Origin of the sequence: Streptomyces cellostaticus (genome assembly GCF_001513965.1) — a bacterium.
Taxonomy (GTDB): domain Bacteria; phylum Actinomycetota; class Actinomycetes; order Streptomycetales; family Streptomycetaceae; genus Streptomyces; species Streptomyces cellostaticus.
In genome coordinates this window covers 677373-695503 of record NZ_KQ948015.1, presented here as the reverse complement: position 1 = coordinate 695503, position 18131 = coordinate 677373, and the positions used below count along the sequence as shown (strand labels likewise).

Annotated in this window: 15 protein-coding genes; 12 read left to right on the top strand and 3 right to left on the bottom strand. The window is 73.5% G+C overall.

Annotated elements, in window-relative coordinates:
- Positions 1–20: 20 nt before the first annotated feature.
- From AQI88_RS03005 to AQI88_RS02980, 6 genes are all read left to right on the top strand, one after another.
- Positions 21–440 carry a CBS domain-containing protein gene (locus AQI88_RS03005; protein WP_066991208.1) on the top strand — a complete coding sequence of 140 codons (420 nt, stop codon included), beginning with the start codon at positions 21–23 and terminating at the stop codon, positions 438–440.
- A gap of 232 nt (positions 441–672) precedes the next feature.
- The gene (locus AQI88_RS03000; protein WP_066991651.1) at positions 673–1482 is read left to right on the top strand and encodes a methylenetetrahydrofolate reductase; all 810 of its coding nucleotides are present in this window, start codon (positions 673–675) and stop codon (positions 1480–1482) included.
- A gap of 100 nt (positions 1483–1582) precedes the next feature.
- On the top strand, positions 1583–2941 hold the full coding sequence (locus AQI88_RS02995; RefSeq protein ID WP_244184014.1) for a hypothetical protein: 1359 nt from the start codon (positions 1583–1585) through the stop codon (positions 2939–2941).
- Between the two features lie 336 nt (positions 2942–3277).
- Positions 3278–5956, top strand: a complete 2679-nt coding sequence (locus tag AQI88_RS02990; protein WP_066991205.1) for a winged helix-turn-helix domain-containing protein — start codon at positions 3278–3280, stop codon at positions 5954–5956.
- A gap of 176 nt (positions 5957–6132) precedes the next feature.
- Entirely contained in the window at positions 6133–7749 is a 1617-nt protein-coding gene (locus tag AQI88_RS02985) for an MFS transporter (RefSeq protein WP_066991645.1), read from the top strand.
- 140 nt (positions 7750–7889) lie between these two features.
- Entirely contained in the window at positions 7890–8090 is a 201-nt protein-coding gene (locus AQI88_RS02980) for a hypothetical protein (protein ID WP_066991202.1), read from the top strand.
- Positions 8091–8122: 32 nt separating this feature from the next.
- Here the strand turns inward: AQI88_RS02980 and AQI88_RS02975 are convergent, their stop codons facing one another.
- On the bottom strand, positions 8123–9532 hold the full coding sequence (locus AQI88_RS02975) for a DUF2252 domain-containing protein (RefSeq protein ID WP_066991199.1): 1410 nt from the start codon (positions 9530–9532) through the stop codon (positions 8123–8125).
- Positions 9529–10185 carry a potassium channel family protein gene (locus AQI88_RS02970; RefSeq protein ID WP_066991196.1) on the bottom strand — a complete coding sequence of 219 codons (657 nt, stop codon included), beginning with the start codon at positions 10183–10185 and terminating at the stop codon, positions 9529–9531. Before AQI88_RS02970 ends, AQI88_RS02975 begins: the two co-directional genes overlap by 4 nt.
- A gap of 281 nt (positions 10186–10466) precedes the next feature.
- Here AQI88_RS02970 and AQI88_RS02965 point away from each other — a divergent pair, with 281 nt between their 5' ends.
- From AQI88_RS02965 to AQI88_RS02955, 3 genes are all read left to right on the top strand, one after another.
- On the top strand, positions 10467–11108 hold the full coding sequence (locus AQI88_RS02965; RefSeq protein ID WP_066991193.1) for an HdeD family acid-resistance protein: 642 nt from the start codon (positions 10467–10469) through the stop codon (positions 11106–11108).
- Positions 11109–11185: 77 nt separating this feature from the next.
- Positions 11186–11635 carry an SHOCT domain-containing protein gene (locus tag AQI88_RS02960; protein WP_066991191.1) on the top strand — a complete coding sequence of 150 codons (450 nt, stop codon included), beginning with the start codon at positions 11186–11188 and terminating at the stop codon, positions 11633–11635.
- A 33-nt stretch (positions 11636–11668) separates the two neighbouring features.
- Positions 11669–12103, top strand: coding sequence for a DUF7144 family membrane protein (locus AQI88_RS02955; protein WP_066991188.1), 435 nt, complete (start codon positions 11669–11671; stop codon positions 12101–12103).
- A gap of 113 nt (positions 12104–12216) precedes the next feature.
- On the opposite strand, the gene AQI88_RS48425 is transcribed toward AQI88_RS02955, so the two are convergent.
- Positions 12217–13878, bottom strand: coding sequence for a hypothetical protein (locus tag AQI88_RS48425; protein ID WP_066991185.1), 1662 nt, complete (start codon positions 13876–13878; stop codon positions 12217–12219).
- Between the two features lie 83 nt (positions 13879–13961).
- Here AQI88_RS48425 and AQI88_RS02945 point away from each other — a divergent pair, with 83 nt between their 5' ends.
- The 3 genes from AQI88_RS02945 to AQI88_RS45730 all read left to right on the top strand — a co-directional run.
- Positions 13962–15722 (top strand): FHA domain-containing protein, encoded by a 1761-nt coding sequence (locus tag AQI88_RS02945; RefSeq protein WP_066991183.1) that lies wholly within the window; start codon positions 13962–13964, stop codon positions 15720–15722.
- Complete coding sequence (locus AQI88_RS02940) at positions 15719–17308, top strand: serine/threonine protein kinase (RefSeq protein ID WP_066991179.1); 1590 nt, start codon at positions 15719–15721, stop codon at positions 17306–17308. Before AQI88_RS02945 ends, AQI88_RS02940 begins: the two co-directional genes overlap by 4 nt.
- 17 nt (positions 17309–17325) lie before the next feature.
- Positions 17326–18131: hypothetical protein (locus AQI88_RS45730; protein WP_425264544.1), on the top strand; the 806-nt coding region annotated here is incomplete at its 3' end.

Here is an 18131-nt window from a genome sequence, read left to right as displayed (position 1 = left end):
TGCGCAAGGAGGTTGAATCCATGACCACCGCCGCAGAGATCATGCATGCCGGGGCCCAGTGGATCCCGGCGACCGAGACCCTCGACCGGGCCGCGCAGCTGATGGCGCAACTGAACGTGGGTGCGCTGCCCGTCAGCGACGCCAACGAGCGGCTGTGCGGCATCATCACGGACCGCGACATCGTCGTGAAGTGTGTGGCCAAGGGCCGCGACCCGTCGAAGATCACGTGCGCCGATCTGGCAGAGGGCACGCCGCGCTGGATCGACGCGGACGCGAGCGTGGACCAGGTGCTGGACGAGATGGAGCGGAACCAGATACGCCGGCTGCCGGTCATCAAGAACAAGAAGCTCGTCGGCATGATCAGCGAGGCCGATCTCGCCACCCACCTGACGGACCAGCAGATCCACGCCTTCGTCGAGAAGGTCTACGCGTCGCGCTGAGAGCAACGGCTCCGGTGCCTGGAGAAGCGGTGAGCGCGGTGATGCCGAGCCGGCCGGTCCGAGGGGCTCGTGGCCTGCGTGGCATCATCGGGCGGGGTCAGCCGTACGCCGTCGCACAAGGAGCACGATGAACCCCGCTCTCACCGCCCCGCCCGACGGGGGTGCCCCCCGCTCGAACGGAGGGGAGAGCCTGCGGGAGGACACCTCCCTGCTGGACGACTTCTCCCTGGAGATGACCGGCAAGGACATCCCGAAGCTGGAGGAGGCCCGCGACAGCATCCCGCGGGGCACCCGGATCAACGTCACCTTCCTGGCGGGCGAGGACCTCGCTGTGCGGCTGGCGGCAGCCCGCGCGGTCAAGCGGCTCGGCTTTGTCCCCGTACCGCACATCTCCGCCCGCCGTCTGCCCTCGCAGGCCCACCTGGAGGAGTTCCTGGCCGGTCTGGCGGCGGACGGCACCGCCGAGAACGTGTTCGTGGTCGGCGGCGACCCCGCCCGCCCAGAGGGCCCCTACGAGGACGCCCTGTCCGTCATCCGCACCGGGCTGCTCCAGCGGTACGGCGCACGGCACATCGGCATCAGCGGTTACCCGGACGGCCACCCGGCCATCACCGACCGCACGCTGTGGTCGGCGCTCACCGACAAGACGGCGGCCCTCGGGACCGAGCGGCTCAGGGGCGACGTCATCACCCAGTTCGGCTTCGACGTCGCCCCGGTCCTCGGCTGGCTGGAGGCCGCCCGCGCCCGCGGAGTGCACCTGCCGGTCCGCATCGGCGTCCCCGGCCCCGCGGGCGTGCGCCGACTGCTGGGCTACGCCGCCCGGTTCGGCGTCGCCACCAGCGCCTCCGTCGCCCGCAAGTACGGCTTCTCGCTGACCAACCTCATGGGGACGACCGGCCCGGACCGCTTCCTGCACGCGCTGGCCAAGGAGTACGACCCCGCGCGGCACGGCGCGGTGAAGGTGCACTTCTACACCTTCGGCGGTCTGCGGGCGACCTCGGAGTGGATCGCCCGGTTCCGGCAGGGGGACCACCAGCGGTAGGCCCAGGCCCTGCGTCGCCCGGACGGGTCGCAGGAGATGCCGGACGGCGCGCAGGCTGAGGCAATGGGGGTGTCCAGGAGTTCACCGCCCCGGAGGCCCCATGACCGAGCCGCCAGCCGCGACGCCCGGCGGACCTGGCGGTGCGGAGCCGCCTTCCCCGAGCGAGGCCCGGCACGGCGGGGGACGGGCCGCCGGCGCCGCAGGGCGGGCGGCACGCGTCACGGGCTCGGCCGTACTCATCGTGCTGACCTGCATCCTCGTGCCCGTCGCCCTGCTCGCCACCTGGGTGCACGACATCGCGCTCGACACCGACCGGTACGTGTCCACGGTCTCCCCGCTGGCGAGCGATCCCGCGATCCAGGACGCGGCCGTCCACCGGATCACCGAGGCGGTCGGCGCCAAGGTGAACGGCCCCCAGGCGGCCGCCGACATCGCCGACTGGCTTCAGTCCCAGGGACTTCCGCCGCGCGCCGCGGGCGCCGTCAAGGCACTGGGGCCGCAGATCGACTCCGCCGTGGACCAGGCCGTCACCAGGGCCGCCACCCGGGTCGTGCGCAGCAACGTCTTCGAGACGGTGTGGACCACCGCCAACCGCGCCGCCCACCAGGCCGTGGTGCACGCCCTGACCGGCGAGGGCCGCGGAGCCTTCGAGGTGCAGGACGGCACCGTCACCCTCGACGTCGGCACCGCCGTGGAGCGGGTCAAGAAGGAGCTGGTCGACGCCGGTATCAGCCCGGCCGCGAAGATCCCGGACGTCGACAAGCAGATGGTGCTCTTCCAGTCCGACCAGCTCGCCAAGGCCCGCAAGGGTGCACACCTGCTCGACGTGGTCGGCAACTGGTTCCCCGTCCTCGTCGTCGTCCTCGGCGCCGCCGGAGTACTGCTCGCCCGGCACCGGCGGCGGGCCCTGGCGCGCACCGCACTCGGTGCCGCCTTCGCCTGCCTGGTCGTGGCCATCGGCCTCGTCGTTGCTCGCCGTTACTACCTGGACCACCTGCCACCCCAGGTGCAGTCCCGGGCGGCCGCCGCGGCCGTCTTCGACACCCTGCTGCGCTTCCTGAAGGTCAGCCTGCGCACGGCCGTCGTCCTCGGCGTCGTCGTCGCCCTCGGCGCCTACCTCGTCGGGCCGGGACGGCTGCCCGTCGCCGTGCGCGGCGCCTCCGACCACACCGCCGACTCGGCGGCCCGGTGGGCGGCCGCGCGCCACATCACCACCGGCCGGGCGGGCACCTGGGCACACACCTACCGGCGCTCGCTCACCCTTGCCGCGCTGCTCGTCGTGGTCCTCGTCTTCGCCCTGTGGAACCACCCGACGGTCCTCACGATCCTCCTGCTGGTCCTCGTACTCCTCGCCGTCCTCGCGGCGCTGGCGCTCATGGCGGCAAGCGGACGGGCGGCCACGCCCACGCCCCCGTCCCCACCCGGTTCCGGCCCGTCGGCCGACGACAGCCGAGCCTGACGGCCTACGGTGGCCGGGGTTCGTGTGCCGTCGGTGGCTGGGTGTGTTCGTGGGTGGTGGCTGGGGTTCGTGTGCCGTCGGTGGCCGGGTGTGTCCGTGGGTGGTGGCCGGGTCCGCCTGCCGACGGCGGCCGGGTGTGTCCTCGGGTGGTGGCCGAGTCCGCCCGTCGGTGACAGCTGAGACCGGCGGATGGCGACGGCCGAGTCCGGCGGCCGATCCCGCCCGTGCCCTTCGGCTGGGCCGGTGTGCCCTGCTCGATCTGTGCCGAAGGCGGAAGGCTGGGATCCTGGTGACAGGAAGCGCTGCCCGTGATCCGACGGACAGGCGGTGAGAGCCATGGCTGCGACGGGAGACAACCGGCGGGGAACGCAGGCCGCGTACGCAGATCCGCTGGGGGAGCCGTTCCTCCACACCCGCTTCGCCCCGCCGGCCAGGCCGGCCACCTTCCTGCGCCGCGACCGTCTGGTGGAGCACCTGGACCAGGCACTGCAAACGCCGCTCACGATGGTCAACGGCTCGGCCGGGGCCGGCAAGACCCTGCTGGTCGCCGACTGGGCCGCCGGGCTGCGCCGCCCGGTCGCCTGGATGACCACCGAGGCCGAGGACGACAGCTCCGGCGTGTTCTGGGCCCATCTGCTCCAGGCGCTGCACGTCACCGGCGCACCGCTGCCCGACGCCATCGGCTGCCCGGCGGACGCCGACCGGGTGGACCACGGGCTGCTGGCGCGCCTGGCCGCGGCACTGAGCGAAGGCACCCGGCCCCTGCTGGTCGTGCTGGACGAGTTCGACCGCGTCACCGCCCCGCAGATCGCGGAGGAACTGGAGTTCGTCCTGCACCACGCCGATGACGGCATGCGGCTGGTGCTGGTCACCCGTACCGAGCCGCTGCTGCCGCTGCACCGCTACCGGGTGGCGGGCGCCGTCACCGAGATCCGCGACGCCGAACTGGCCTTCACCCCCAAGGAGGCGGCAGCCCTCCTGGACCTGCACGGCCTGCACCTGCCGGCCGAGGCCACCCGAGCCCTGGTGACCCGCACCCGGGGCTGGGCCGCCGGACTGCGGCTGTGCGCCCTGGCCGCGCAGGAGACCGCGGACCCGCAGACGTACCTGAAGGAGTTCGAGGCGGCCCGCAGCACGGTCGCCGACTACCTCCTGGCCGAGGTGCTCAAACGACAGCCCGCCCCGACCCAGGACCTGCTGCTGCGCGTCAGTGTCCTGGAACGGTTCCGTCCCGAGCTGGCCGACGCACTCACCGGCCGGAGCGGAAGCGAGCCCGTCCTCGCCGGGCTCCACCGCCAGAACGCCTTTGTCGAGGACCTGGGACACCCGTGGTACCGGCTGCACCCGCTGTTCGCGGAGATCCTCCGCGCCCATCTGCGCGAGCGCTCCCCCGAACTGGAACCGGAATTGCACCGGCGCGCCGCCCGGTGGCTGCGCGTCTCGGGCGCCCTGCCCGAGACGCTGGCCCACGGTGCCGCGGCCGGGGACTGGGACCTGACCGCCGGCGCGCTCGTCGACGACCTGGCGATCGGGCAGCTCTTCACCGGGCTGCGCCGCGACGACCTGGACGAACTCTTCCGCTCGATGGGACCCGAGGCCACCAGCGCGGCGGCGGACCTGGTGCGGGCCGCGCGCGACCTGTGCCGCTGCGAACTCGACCACGGCCTCGCCCACCTGCGCCGCGCCGAGCAGACGCTGGCCGACGCGGCGCGGGACGGCCGCATGGATGCGGCGGGCCGGCTGAGCTGTGCGCTGCTCGACGTCCTGGCGGCCCGCCTGTCCGGCTCGCCCGGCGGAGCGGAACAGGCCGCACGGACGGCGGAGGAACTACGCGGCGAGGTCCCCGAGCACGTGCTGCGCAAACACCCCGAACTCATAGCCCTGCTGCTCACCCACCTGGGCTCGACCCGCCTGTGGGCCGGACGCCTGGACGAGGCGCGCGCCGTGCTGTCCGCCGTGGTTGACGGCCCGGGCGCCCCTTCGACCGTTCTGCTCCGGGAGGAGTCCCTGGCGCATCTGGCGCTCATCGACTACCTCAACGGCTGGCCGGGCCGGGCGGAACGCAAGGCGCGGGCGGCGCTCGGCGACGGGGAGCGCGGGCTGCTGCCCCGGCCCTGCGGCTCCGGTCTCGGCCACACGGTCCTGGCCGCCGTAGCGGTGGACCGGGACGAACTGGCACAGGCGCAGGCGCTCCTGGACGAGGCCGCCGAGACCTGCCCGGCCGGACGCGACCCGGTGGCCACGGCGGGCCGGGCCCTCGCGAGCGCGCGCCTGCTGCTGGCCCGGGGCGAGCCGCAGGCCGCCGCCACGGCCGCCGAGCTCTCGGTGGCGGCCGAGGTGGCCTGCCCCTGGGCTCAGGCGTACACGGCCCTCACCGCCTCGGCCGCCCATCTCGCCGAGGGCAGGCCGGACAGCGCCTCGAAGGTGCTGGACGACATCCCCTGCGACGGGCAGCCGTACGCGGCCGAGCTGGCGTGGGCGCATCTGGCCGCCGGACACCGCGACGCGGCCCTGCACGTCCTGGAGGCCCTGCACGGCCACAACGGGACGGGCCCGGCGATCGCCGTCCGCACGGCACTGGTGCGCGCCCGGGCCGCGCACGAGGCGGGCGACACCGACACCGCCCGCCGACTGCTCGCCCGGGCCCTGCTACAGGCCCGGCGGGACCAGTTGCGGCGCCCCTTCCTGGACGCCGGACCACAGGTGCGGCGGCTGCTGGAGACACCCCCGCTGGACGAGCTGGCCGCGGGCTGGCTGATCCTCCCGCCCGGCGGGCAGGGCACGCCCGGTGACGTGTCGCAGCAGGTGCCGCCGCTGGTCGTGGAGGAGCTGAGCGGACGCGAGCGGGACGTGCTGCTGCGGCTGTCCCGGATGATGTCCACGGAGGAGATCGCCGCCGACCTGATCCTGTCCGTGAACACGGTCAAGACGCACCTCAAGAGCGTCTACCGGAAGCTGGCCGTCAACCGCCGCAGCGACGCGGTGCGCCGGGCCCGCGAGCTGCACCTGCTCTGATACGGCCGTCCGGTCCGAAACGGCTGTCCGGTCCGATACGGCTGTCCCGGCTGTCTCGCCCGTGATGGGTGAGGCGCCCGGCGGCCGCCGCGTGTGGGATGGGGGAGGCGGCGGGCACCTCCGGCCGCTGTCCGGCGCACCGCGCCGGCATCCGGCGACCCGGCGAGGTGACGGCCGTGAAGCACTGGCGGGCTCTGATCGTCCTCGGGACGGCCCAGTTCCTCATGGTCCTGGACACCTCCGTCATGAATGTCTCCATCAGCCGGCTGGTCGAGGACTTCGACACCGAGGTCACCGCCATCCAGGCCGTCATCACGCTGTACGCGCTGGTCATGGCCGCCTTCATGATCATCGGTGGCCGGCTCGGCGACATCTACGGACGCCGCCGGCTGTTCCTGCTGGGCCTGGCCGTCTACGCCGTGGGCTCGGCCCTGACCGCCCTCGCTCCGGTGCTGTGGGTCCTCGCCGTGGGCTGGTCGGTGATCGAGGGACTCGGCGCCGCCATGGTGCTGCCGTCCATGGCGGCCCTGGTCGCCGAGTCGTACCGGGGCCGGGAGCGGGCCGTCGCCTACGGCGTCATCGGCGGGCTGGCCGGAGCCGGCATCGCCGTCGGCCCCCTGCTCGGCGGGTGGGTGACGACGTACCTGACCTGGCGGCTGGTCTTCGCCGGCGAGGTCGTGGTGGTCGTCGCGATCCTGCTCTGCCGCCGGGTGATCGCCGAGCCCCCGGCCACCGGAGAACGGCCCCGGCTGGACGGGATGGGCGCCGTGCTGTCGGCGGCCGGACTGGGGCTGGGCGTGCTGGGTGTGCTGCAGAGCAGCACCTGGGGGTGGGTACAGCCGCGGAACCCGCCCTTCACCGTCCTCGGCTTCGCGCCGACGCTGTTCGTCGTCGGCGCCGGGGTGGCCGTCCTGTACGCCTTCGTGCGCTGGGAGCACCGGCGCGAGGAGCACCGGGCCGACCCGCTGACGCACCTGTCCCTGTTCGGCATACCGCCCCTGAGATCCGGGCTGCTCACCCTGGTGAGCCAGAACCTGATCCTGCTGGGACTCTTCTTCGCCATCCCGCTCTACCTCCAGGTGGTGCAGGGGCTCGACGCCTTCCAGACCGGGCTCAGGCTGCTTCCGGTGTCCGTCACCATGCTCGTGACCTCCCTGGGCGCCGCCCGGCTCGGGCAGCGCGCCGGGCCGCGCCGGGTGGTCCGGCTGGGCCTGGTGATCCTGGCGGTGGCCATCGTGTGGCTGCTCGCCGCCATCGACCCGAAGATCGACGACGCGCAGTTCGCCGCGGCCATGGCCCTGCTCGGCATCGGCATGGGCCTGCTCGCCTCCCAGCTGGGCAACGTCGTGCAGTCCAGCGTCCAGGAGAAGGACCGCAGCGAGGCCGGCGGACTCCAGTTCACGGCCCAGAACCTCGGCTCCGCCCTGGGTACCGCGCTCATCGGGTCGCTGCTCATCGGTGCCCTGGCCCACGCCTTCGCCACCGAGGTGGAGAACAACGCCCGGCTGTCGGAGGCGACACGGAAGCAGACCGGCATCGCCCTGGAGGCCGGCATCACGTTCGTGCCCACCGACCAGGTCCGCACCGCGGCCGAGCAGGCGGGGCTGCGGCGCCGGGAGGTCGACGCCGTGACGGACTCCTACGCCTCGGCCCAGCTCGCCGGCCTCAGGGCAGCGATCCTCGCCACCGGAGGGATCACCCTGGCCAGCCTGCTGGTCACCCGCGATCTGCCGACCCGGTCGAGCCCCCGCTCGCGACCGGTACCGGACGGTGTCCCCGGGAGGACGGGGTGAGCGCGCGGGAGTCCCGGTGGCGGGGCGTGCGCGGCCCGCTCGTTCGCCTGGTATCACCTGCACCGGGTGAGGTCCGGGGCCCCGGGGAGGCGGAGGATCGCCACCAAGGCGCCAGCACGCCCGTGGCGGGAGAACAGCCCATGCGCTACGAGATCCGCGTCGACGGCCGCATGTCGGAGACGCTGGCCAAGGCCTTTCCCGAGCTGGACCACGTCCTGATGTCCGGGCAGACGCTCCTGTTCGGACCCGTCGTGGACGAGGCGCAGCTGTACGGGCTGCTGGCCCGGTTCCGGTCCCTCGGGCTGCGGGTCGTGGAGATGCGCCAGCTGCCCGAGACCTGAGGGACGCCCGAGACCTGAGGGACGGGCGGGTGTCACAGCGAGGTGGCGGTGACCCGGCCGGAGCGGACCGCCGCGCCGAGCGCCGCGAAGTCCCGCTCGTTCTGGTCGGCGTACGCCTGGGCGAAACCGGTCAGGGCCCGCTCGAAGCGGTCGCTGCCGCCCAGGTATGCGGCGATGGCCACGGGATCGCCCGAGCGGGCGTGGGCCCGGGCCAGCGAGGCCCCGCAGATCCGGGCGAACAGGTCGAGAAGGGCCGGGTCCATGGTGTCCGGCCGGGCGATGCCCTTCCAGTCCCGCAGCTGCCGTACGTAGAAGTCCCGGCCCTGCCCGTCGAGGCCCGTGACGTGCGTCCAGCCCAGGAAGATGTCGCTGGTCGTCTGGATGAGCCGCTGCCCGGCCACCACCCTGTGGCCGTGGTTGGCGAAGGAGGCGCCCTCCGTGTGCGCGGCGAGCACCGACTCCTCGGCCTCCTTGGCCTGGAGCAGCAGGGGATCGTCGTCGTCCCGGCCGAGCAGGAGCAGGATCCAGCACCGGGTGCCGACGCTGCCCACGCCCACCACCTTGCGTGCGATGTCCACCAGGCGGTAGTGGCGCAGCAGGTGCCGGCGCTCGGACGACAGACTGCGGGCGTACTCCTCGAGCAGCGCCGAGAGTTCCCTGTCCCGCCCTTGCTCGGAGGGGTCCGTCCGCAGGTCGGCGAGCGGGGTGATCAGCGGCGGGTCCGGGGCGATCCGTCGGCCGTCGGCCGTGACGTGCGTGAGCCTGGCGAAGGCCTGGAGATGGGTGCGGGTACGGGCCTGCGCCGCCGCATGTGCCGTACGGCGCCGGGCCTGCCGGTCCATGGACGAGGCCAGCAGCGCCTGCAACTGCTCGATGTCGTCCTGGGCGTACCAGACGTCCAGGGCGCGCATGCCGGCGAACTCCCGTATCCGTTGCCGGTACGCCCCGACACACGTGCGCACCACGCCGTCCTGCACCTCGACGGGGAAGCCGTTCGCCCGGCCGGCGATGGCGAAGCTGGCGGCCAACCGCTTGACGTCCCACTCGAACGGGCCCGGCAGGGTCTCGTCGAAGTCGTTGATGTCGAAGACCAGATGCCGTTCCGGAGACGCCAGCAGCCGGAAGTTCAGCAGGTGGGCGTCTCCGCACAGCTGCACCTGCAAGCCGCTGTGGGGCAGGGCTCCCAGGTCCGCCGCCATGATGGCCGCGGCCCCCCGGTAGAACCGGAACGCCGATTCGAGCATCCGGCCGTAGCGGATGGGCACCAGTTCGGGCACCCGGGTGGCGGACTGACGCTCTATCACGTCGACCGGGTCCTGCCGGTCCGGCGGTGCCTCGAACCAGCCGTGGCGCGCACGCGGGACGCGCGAGCGGGCTTCTCTCCCGTACGCCGCCCGCTCGGCCGGTGACGAGGAGACGGTCACAGCAAGGGGTGCGGTCACGGTTGGACCTCCTGCTCCGATCCGCTGGATCTGCCGGATCCGGCGTCGTCCGTTCCGTCCGGCGGCCCCGGCTGCGCCGACCGCTTCCGTTGCAGCCCCGTCTCGATCGCGCCGGTGAGCACCCGCAGCGCGAATCCGGCCAGGAGCAGACCGGTGCTCATCTGGAGCATGGTCACCAGGCGGGCCGCCTGCGAGCGGGCGGTGATGTCGCCGTAGCCGACGGTGCTGAATGTAGTGAGGGTGAAGTACAGGGCGTCGGTCCTGGTCAGCGGTTCGCTGAAGGAGCCCGGGGTGGTGCTGTCCAGGACGTAGTAGGTGCCGGCGAAGAGCATCAGGAACAGCACCAGCGTGGCGGCCAGCGCCTCGACGGCCCGCAGCCGGGGATAGGGCGAGCGCATGATGGCCCAGACCTCCCAGGCGAACACCAGCCCCACTCCGAGCAGTCCGCACACCAGCAGCGCCGAGGTGGCGCCCGCGCCCCGGTTGTTGAGGGGCACCAGGTAGTAGGCGCTGACCAGCCCGGCCGTGATGAGCAGCGGCCGGATCACGGCCTGCGCCGTAGCCCTCACGGTCGGCCGGGGGGCCGGGGGGCGCGGCCGGTTCGCCCGGCCGCTGCGGGGGTGCTCCGGGCGGGCAGTCACGGGATCGCTCATCTCGGCTCTCTTCGCTCCTGTCGGCTCTCGGAGCCACGTCGCTACGGGTCGCTACCTGTCGCTACGTGTCGCTACATCCGGTCCGGCGCCTGCCGACCACCTCAGCCCATCGCCCCGGTGCCGCGCGGGGATCACCCGTCGTGGGTGATCCGGTGCCCGGACGGGCGCGGGAGGCTGGCGGTCAGGTCGCAGCGCGCTGCTCCGTCTGCGGTCGACGGTCGACCGTCGGGGGCGGGACCGGCCATCGGGCGGCGGCGCGTCCGGCCACCTGAGGAGGAATCATGAGCGTGCCTCGCGATCCGGCATCCCCGACCGGAACGGACCCCTTCGGCAGTGGGAGGGCTCTCGGCGGGGCCGGGGACCCCACCGAGGCGCTGGCCCTGCTCGGGCGCTCCTGGACCTGGATCCTGGGGACGGCGATCGCCACCCTGGTGCCGGGCATCCTGGTGCTGGTGTGGCCGGACGAGACGCTGCACGTCCTGGCCGTCCTCATCGGCCTGTACCTGCTCGTGACCGGCGCCTTCCGGTTCGTCACGGCCTTCGGCCGCCGGGAGGCCGGGGACCGGCTTTCCGTACTGCTGCTCGCGGTCGTCTGCGTCCTGGCGGGCGTGCTCTGCCTGCGCCATCCCTTGCAGACCATCACGGCGCTGTCGCTGATCGTGGGGATCGTCTGGCTGGTGTCCGGCATCCTCACGCTCTACTCGGCCCTCGGCGCCAAGGACCTGCCGCACCGCGGCGTCGTGCTCGGACTGGCGGTGCTGGGCATCGTCGCCGGCATCGTGGTCCTGGCCCTGCCGGCCGAGTCGGCGGTTGCGCTGACCCGGCTGCTCGGCCTGTGGCTCGTCCTGCTGGGGCTGGGCGAGCTGGCGGTCGCCCTCGCCTGGCGGCACGCGGTCCGCCGGACGCTCACCCCTCCCGGGTGAGGCGCGCGCTTCTTGCCGTGCCCACGCTGAAACGGCAGAGATCGTCTGCCGGGCCCAGCCCGGAACGGAGGAGTGACATGACCGCCCAGACGTACCTCGCGTACGACTATCCGCTGCTGAGCGCCTTCTGGACCATGCTGGTCTTCTTCCTGTGGATCATGTGGTTCGTCCTGCTGTTCCGGATCATCGTCGACATCTTCCGTGACGACGGCATGAGCGGCTGGGCCAAGGCGGGATGGCTGCTGTTCGTCCTCGTGGTGCCGTTCCTCGGTGTCCTCGTCTACGTGATCGCCCGCGGCAAGGACATGGGCCGCCGCGAGGTGGAGCAGGCCCGGGCACAGCAGAAGGCGTTCGACAGCTACGTCCGGGAAACCGCCAAGGGCGGGACCAGCAGTGTCGACGAGCTGGCCAAGCTGTCCGAGATCAAGGCCCGCGGCGACATCTCCGAGGAGGAGTTCCGCAGGGCGAAGGAACTGGTCCTGAGCGGCCACGGTTCTGCCGGCGGAACGGGCTCCGTCCCTCGCTGAGCACATCCGACGAGATCGAAACGAGGAAACGGGATGACCGCGACACACCGTACACACACGCAAACGACCCGGCAGATGTGGGCCGGCGGGCTGACGACCTTCGCGGCCGTGATGCTCATGATCACCGGAGTGCTCGACCTCTTCCGGGGCATCATGGGGATCGCCCAGGACGACGTCTTCGTCAGCACGGCGAACTACGTCTTCAAGTTCAATCTCACCGGCTGGGGCTGGATCCACCTGGCCCTGGGTGTGCTCGCCATGATCGTCGGCGTCGGACTGCTCCAGCCGTCGCTGTGGGCACGGGCCGCCGGTGTGACCATCGCCGGGCTGATCATCATCGCCAACTTCCTCTCCCTGCCGTACTCCCCGGTCTGGTCGGTTGTGATGATCGCGATCTCCGGCTTCATCATCTGGGCCCTGTGCGTGGTCCGGCGCGAGGACTCTCCACCAGGGTCACAGGCCGCCTGACCGCCTGACGGCCCCGGGGCGCGGTGCTCCTGCTCTGCGGCGCCGCGCCCCGCATTCTGCCTGTCCGTCGTACGGCGGCGACACAGGGCGCGTTGCGTCCGCTCTTGCGCAGGTCATGCCATCCGCTCTATAACGTCCCCGCAGGTATCGGCGGGGATGGCCGGAAAGGGCAGGTTGCCGCCGACCAGGGGGGATCCTCGGCTCCGCCGCGATCGGCATCCCAGTGCCCCCTCGACGGAGACCGAACCATGACCGACGACGCATTCCGCGCTGCCATGACCCGCCTGGCCCTCGACCCGGCCTTCAGAGCCGAACTCGACGGCGACGACACCGAGGTGGCCCGAAGACTCGGCCTGACACCCGCGCAGGTGGCCGAACTTCGCTCCCTCCGGGTCGAGTCCGGCGCGGACGGGGGACCGGCCGCACTCGACCCGCGACTGTCCAAGTCGTCCCTGTTCTTCGGCAGCGCGGCGCATGCGCTCACGCATCACGACGTTCCGGCACACCACGACATACCGGCGGACCACGCCGTCTCGTCCGAACAGGGCCTCTCGTACGACCATGGGTCCGACGGCCACGATTCCGGTGGCCCGGACTCCGCCGACCACGCGACCGACCTGACCCGTCCCACCGACGGCATCGACGTGTCCTCGGCCGGCACCCACAGCCTGCTCGGCGGCGGGCTGGCGGGGGTGTCCCCGGCGGAGGCGGGGGCCGGCGAGTTCGGCACATTCGGGGACTTCGGCGGGTTCGGTGACTTCGGGCACCAGAGCGGCGGCGCGGACTTCGGCATGCATGCCGGAGACGGCTCCGAAGGAGGCTTCGGCGGCTTCGGCGGCGCGGAGGGCGGCTTCGGCGGCGCGGAGGGTGGCTTCGGCGGCGCGGAGGGTGGCTTCGGCGGCGCGGAGGGTGGCTTCGGCGGGGCCGAGGGTGGCTTTGGCGGCGCGGACGGTGGCTTCGGCGGGGCCGAGGGTGGCTTCGGCGACGGCGGTGCGGGTGGCTTCGGTGACGGCGGTGCGGGTTCCGGCGGCTTCGGTGAGGGCGGTCTCGGTTCCGGCGGGTTCGGCGATCTCGGGGGACACGGCGGGTTCGGTGGTGCCGGTGGCGAGGGCGGCGGGGATGCCGGCCACTTCGGCCACGGCGGTATCTACGACCGTGACGGTGGAGAAGGCGGCGGTGGCGGCGAAGGCGGCGGTGAGGGCGGTGGCGGCGGTGAGGCCGGTGGCGGAGCCGGTGACGGCGGCTCCGGGCACGGTGGCTCCTCGGGCGGCGGCGAGGGCGGCGGTGACTCGGAGAACAGCAATCGCCCCAGTGGGGGCGGTGGCCACGGTGGTGGTGGCGAGGGTGGTGGCGGTGATGGGGGCGGCGATCCGGAGAACAGCAATCGCCCCAGTGGCGGTGGTGGCCACGGTGGTGGTGGCGAGGGTGGTGGCGGTGATGGGGGCGGCGATCCGGAGAACAGCAATCGCCCCAGTGGCGGTGGCGGCCACGGTGGTGGTGGCGGTGATGGGGGCGGTGACCCGGAGAACAGCAATCGCCCCAGTGGGGGCGGTGGCCACGGTGGTGGTGGCGGTGATGGGGGCGGCGATTCGGAGAACAGCAATCGCCCCAGTGGCGGTGGCGGCCACGGTGGTGGTGGCGGTGATGGGGGCGGCGACCCGGAGAACGGTAACCGTCCCAGTGGCGGCGGTGGCCGCGAAGGCACCCTCGGCCGCGCCGGGACGACCGTGCGCGGCGGCATCGATCTGCCCGGCACCGGCGACATCGCCACCCACCTGTCGCCCTCCGCGCCCGAGGCGGACGGCGGCTTCAACGGCGGCACCTTCCTCAGCGGTTCCGGCGGAGGCTGAGCCACTCCATGCTCTGCCACGTCTGCCGCGTCCACGTGCGGCGCGACTTCCCGTACTGCCTGCACTGCGGCACCCTGCGCCGCGGTGCCGCACCGACGTCGTACGCCGCGCCGCAGCTGCGAGGCCTCGACGACCCGGCGCTGCTCGTTGCGCTGACCGGCCCGGTCACCACGCTGGGCCGGGGCGCGGACAACGACGTCGTCCTGCCCGACGCCAGCGTCTCGCGCCGCCACGCCCGTATCGTCCGCACCGGTGAGGGCTTCCGGGTCGAGGACCTGGACTCCTTCAACGGCACGGCGGTCGGCGGCGTCGACCTGCACGGCGGCGCCGCCCCGCTCGCCGACGGCACCGAGCTGTCCGTCGGCGACGTACGCCTGGTCTTCGAGCAGCCCCGCGACGCCCGGATCGGCTCCCGCACGATGCTCGTCGGCACCCAGCTGACCCAGCTGCCCGTCGCCGGGCAGGAGGAGGCACCGGAGGCGAACGGCCCGCTCACCGCGCGCCCCCGCCGCCGTTCCGGCTGGGCCCTCAAGCAGATCCCCACCGAACGCGGCACACCCCGCTGGGTGCTCAGCAGCACCCGCACCGGCCGCTATCTGGAGCTGGACGAGCGCCAGGTCTTCCTCTGGCACGCCGTCGACGGCGAGAACACCGTACGGGACCTGCTGTTCGCCTACGCCGACCGCTACGGCGAACTCGCCCTGCCCCGCATCGAGTCCGCACTGTCCGCGTTCGCCGACGCCGGGCTGCTGCGCGGCCTGCCCGGCCGGACGGAAGAGGAGCGGCCGCCCGGCTGGCGCCGGGCGGCGCGTGCGCTGTACCGGGCGCTGCTGAAACTGGAGATCTCCGTCCCCGGCCTCGACCGGCTGGTCACCCGGCTCTACCAGGCCTTCGGCTGGCGCCTGTTCACCCGGACCGGGGTGCTGCTGGCCTGGCTGTCGGTCGCCGGCGGCCTCGTCGCGTTCTTCGCCGCACAGGGCCGCCACCACCTGCTGGACTTCGGCGGAGCAGGCGTGTGGGGCCCGGTGCTGCTGGCCGCCGGGTACGTCACCGCGCTGCTCGTCCACGAGCTGACCCACGCGCTGGCCGTGAAGTCGTACGGCCGCACGGTCCGGCGCGGCGGGTTCCTGCTGATGATGGGCATGCCGTTCGCGTTCGTGGACACCAGCGACATGTGGTTCGGCACGCGCTGGTCCCGTGTCGTGGTGGCCCTGTCCGGGCCGCTGTCCACGGCGGCCCTGGCCGGCTGGTGCGCGACCGGCACGGCCCTGCTGCCCGCCGGACCGGCCTCCGCCGTCCTCTACCACCTGGCCTTCGGCCTCTACCTGAACACCCTCTACAACTTCAACCCCCTGATGCCGCTGGACGGTTACCAGGCGCTGACCGACGCGCTGCGCGTGCCCAGGCTGCGCGAGGAGGCCGGTGCCTACTTCCGCACGGGCCTGTGGCGCGATCTGCGCGCCGGCCGGCGGCCCGGCCCGCGCCAGGCGGGCATGGCCGCCTACGGCCTGGCCGTCGTCGTCGGCACCTACGGCTTCCTGGGCCTCGCCCTGCTGGCCTGGCGCTCCCGGATCGGCGACCTGCTGCACGGCCGGCTGGCCGAGCCGTGGACCACCGTCGTCGAGGCGGCCGTGGTCGCGCTCGTGGCGTTCCCGGTGTGGGCCGCGCCCGTGCGCCTGCTGGCACGCCGGGTCCGGCGCAGCCGGGAGGCGAGGCGCCTCCCGTCGGCGGGCACGAGCGTCGGCACGGCTGTGGAGGAGGCGGCATGACACGCGACGACGCGCACGGTGCGGCCGTCCCCGACGGCGGCGACTGGTCCGTCCCCGGCTACGAGGCCGTACGCACGCTCGGCGAGGGCGCCGGCGGCCGGGTCGTACTGGCCCGGCACACCGCGACCGGCGTGCCCGTGGCCATCAAGTACCTGAGCCGGAGCCTGTGCGGCGACCGGGAGTTCCTCGCCCGCTTCCGCGCCGAGGCACGGCTGCTCGGCGACCTGCGGCACCCGTGCGTGGTGCGGCTGTACGAGTACGTCGAGGCACGCGCCGGCGCCGCCATCGTGATGGAGGCCGTGGACGGCGTCAGCCTCCGCCGGCTCCTGCGCCGGCACGGGGCGACCGGACCCGAGGCCGCGCTCGTCCTGCTCAAGGGCTCCCTGCTCGGGCTCGGCGCGGCCCACGCGGCCGGCGTGGTGCACCGCGACTACAAGCCGGAGAACGTGCTCGTGCGCGCCGACGGCACCAGCGCGCTCGCCGACTTCGGCATCGCCGTCCGCAGCGGACGCGAGACGGAGGCCGCGGGCACGCCCGCCTACATGGCGCCCGAACAGTGGCACGGCGAACCGGCCGGCCCGGCCGCCGACGTCTACGCGGCGTCGGTGGTGTTCTTCGAGTGCCTGACCGGACGGCGGCCGTTCGCCGCCGCCGACGTGAGCGCGCTGCGCCTCCAGCACCTGCGCGCACCCGTCCCGCTGGACGACGTACCCGAGCCGGTGCGCGGACTGCTGCGCACCGGCCTGGCGAAGGACCCGGCTCACCGGCCCGGCGTCGAGGAGTTCCTCGCCCACCTGGAGCGGTCCGCCACCGAGGGGTACGGCGCCGGCTGGGAGCAGCGGGGACGGCGTCGGCTCGCCGAACTCGCCGCGCTGCTGGCCCTGTTGTTCCCGTTCACCACGACCGCGACGGTCGACGGAGCGGCCCGTGCCCTGACTCTGCTGGGCCGGCTGAAGCGCGGCGGCTGGAAGGCCGCGACCGGCGCGGCGGCCGCACTGGTGCTCGTGGCGGGCGGCGCGACCTATGCGACGCAGCGCCCGCACGAGACGTCCACGACGGCGGCGAGTTCGGTGCCTTCGGCCGTCAACTCACCTACCACGCCCGGTACTTCACCTTCCGTCGCGCCGAGCACCGCACCGCCCACGGCCGACGGCTCGCCGTCCGTCACGCCCTCGGACAGCCCGTCGTCCTCGCCGGCGCCGACCCCGAGTACGAGCGTGAGTGAGAGTGTGCCCGCGCCGACTCCGACCACCGCGTCTCCCAGCGCGGCAACCGCCGGCACGGTCACCATCACCATCGGCTCCTGGCAGCGCGGGCAGAAGCCCGGCACGCTCGTCGCCGCTGTGACGGTCCAGACCACGGGCACCGGGCCGCTGAGCGTCACCGCGCAGTACTACGTCGACACACCCGCCGACCCGTACGGCGCCCGGACCCAGCCCCTGTCCGGCAGCACCCGCTACGACCTGACCTTCGAGGCGGACTTCTCCAACCACCCCTGCCGCGGCGCCTGGGAGGTCACGCTCAGCAGTGACCCGGCGGCCGCGAACGGCGCACAGACGGCCTCCCTGGACGCACCGCCGTGCTGAACTCCGAACGGAGCGACATGACCACGACAGCCACCACGGTGGCCGGCCGGCCCCTGTCCGGCTGGTCACGGGACGCGCGCTTCGGCACCTGGCACGCACTGCTCCCGGGGCGGCCGGGCGAACCGGTCCTCGGCGCACTGCACATCGACCGCGCCCTGCTCGCGCCGGAGGGCACGCGGGAGCGCCTGGCCGGTGCGGTGCTCGCCGCCGCGAAGCTCCGGCTGCCCGGGTTGCTCGGCACGGTCGACCTGGTCGCTCAGGCGGGGGAGGCGTGGCTGATCACCGCCCGGCCGCCGGTCCCGACGGTGGCCGGACTCCTGGCCGCCGAGGACTCCCGTCCGGACGCGGGCAGCGCGGCGAGCGTGCTCAACGAGACCGCGCAGACCCTGCTCGCCCTGCACGCGGCGGGCCTCGCGCACGGTTCGCCCGGCCCGGACACGGTGACCCTCGCTCCCGACGGCGTCGCCCTGCTGGCCGAGGCGGCACTGGGCTCGGTGCTGGGCGACAGCGCGGACACCGACCTGCAGGCGCACGATGTGCGTGCCTGGGCCGGCCTGGCCCGCGCCCTGGGCGCCGCCTGGGCCGGCTCCCGGACCCCTGCGGCGGAGCTGTTCGCCCACTGCGCGGCCACGGCCGAGTCCGACGGCCTGGCGGCGGCCCGAGCCGCACTGGTGTCCGGCCGCGGGGCCCTGCCGGCGGACTTCCTGCACCGCACGGCGCTGCGGGCGGCGGTGGCTGCGGTGATGCCGGAGGTCACAGGGACGTCGGAGAGCCGGGAGCTCACAGAGGCGTCGCCGAGCCCGCAGTTCACAGAGGCGTCGCC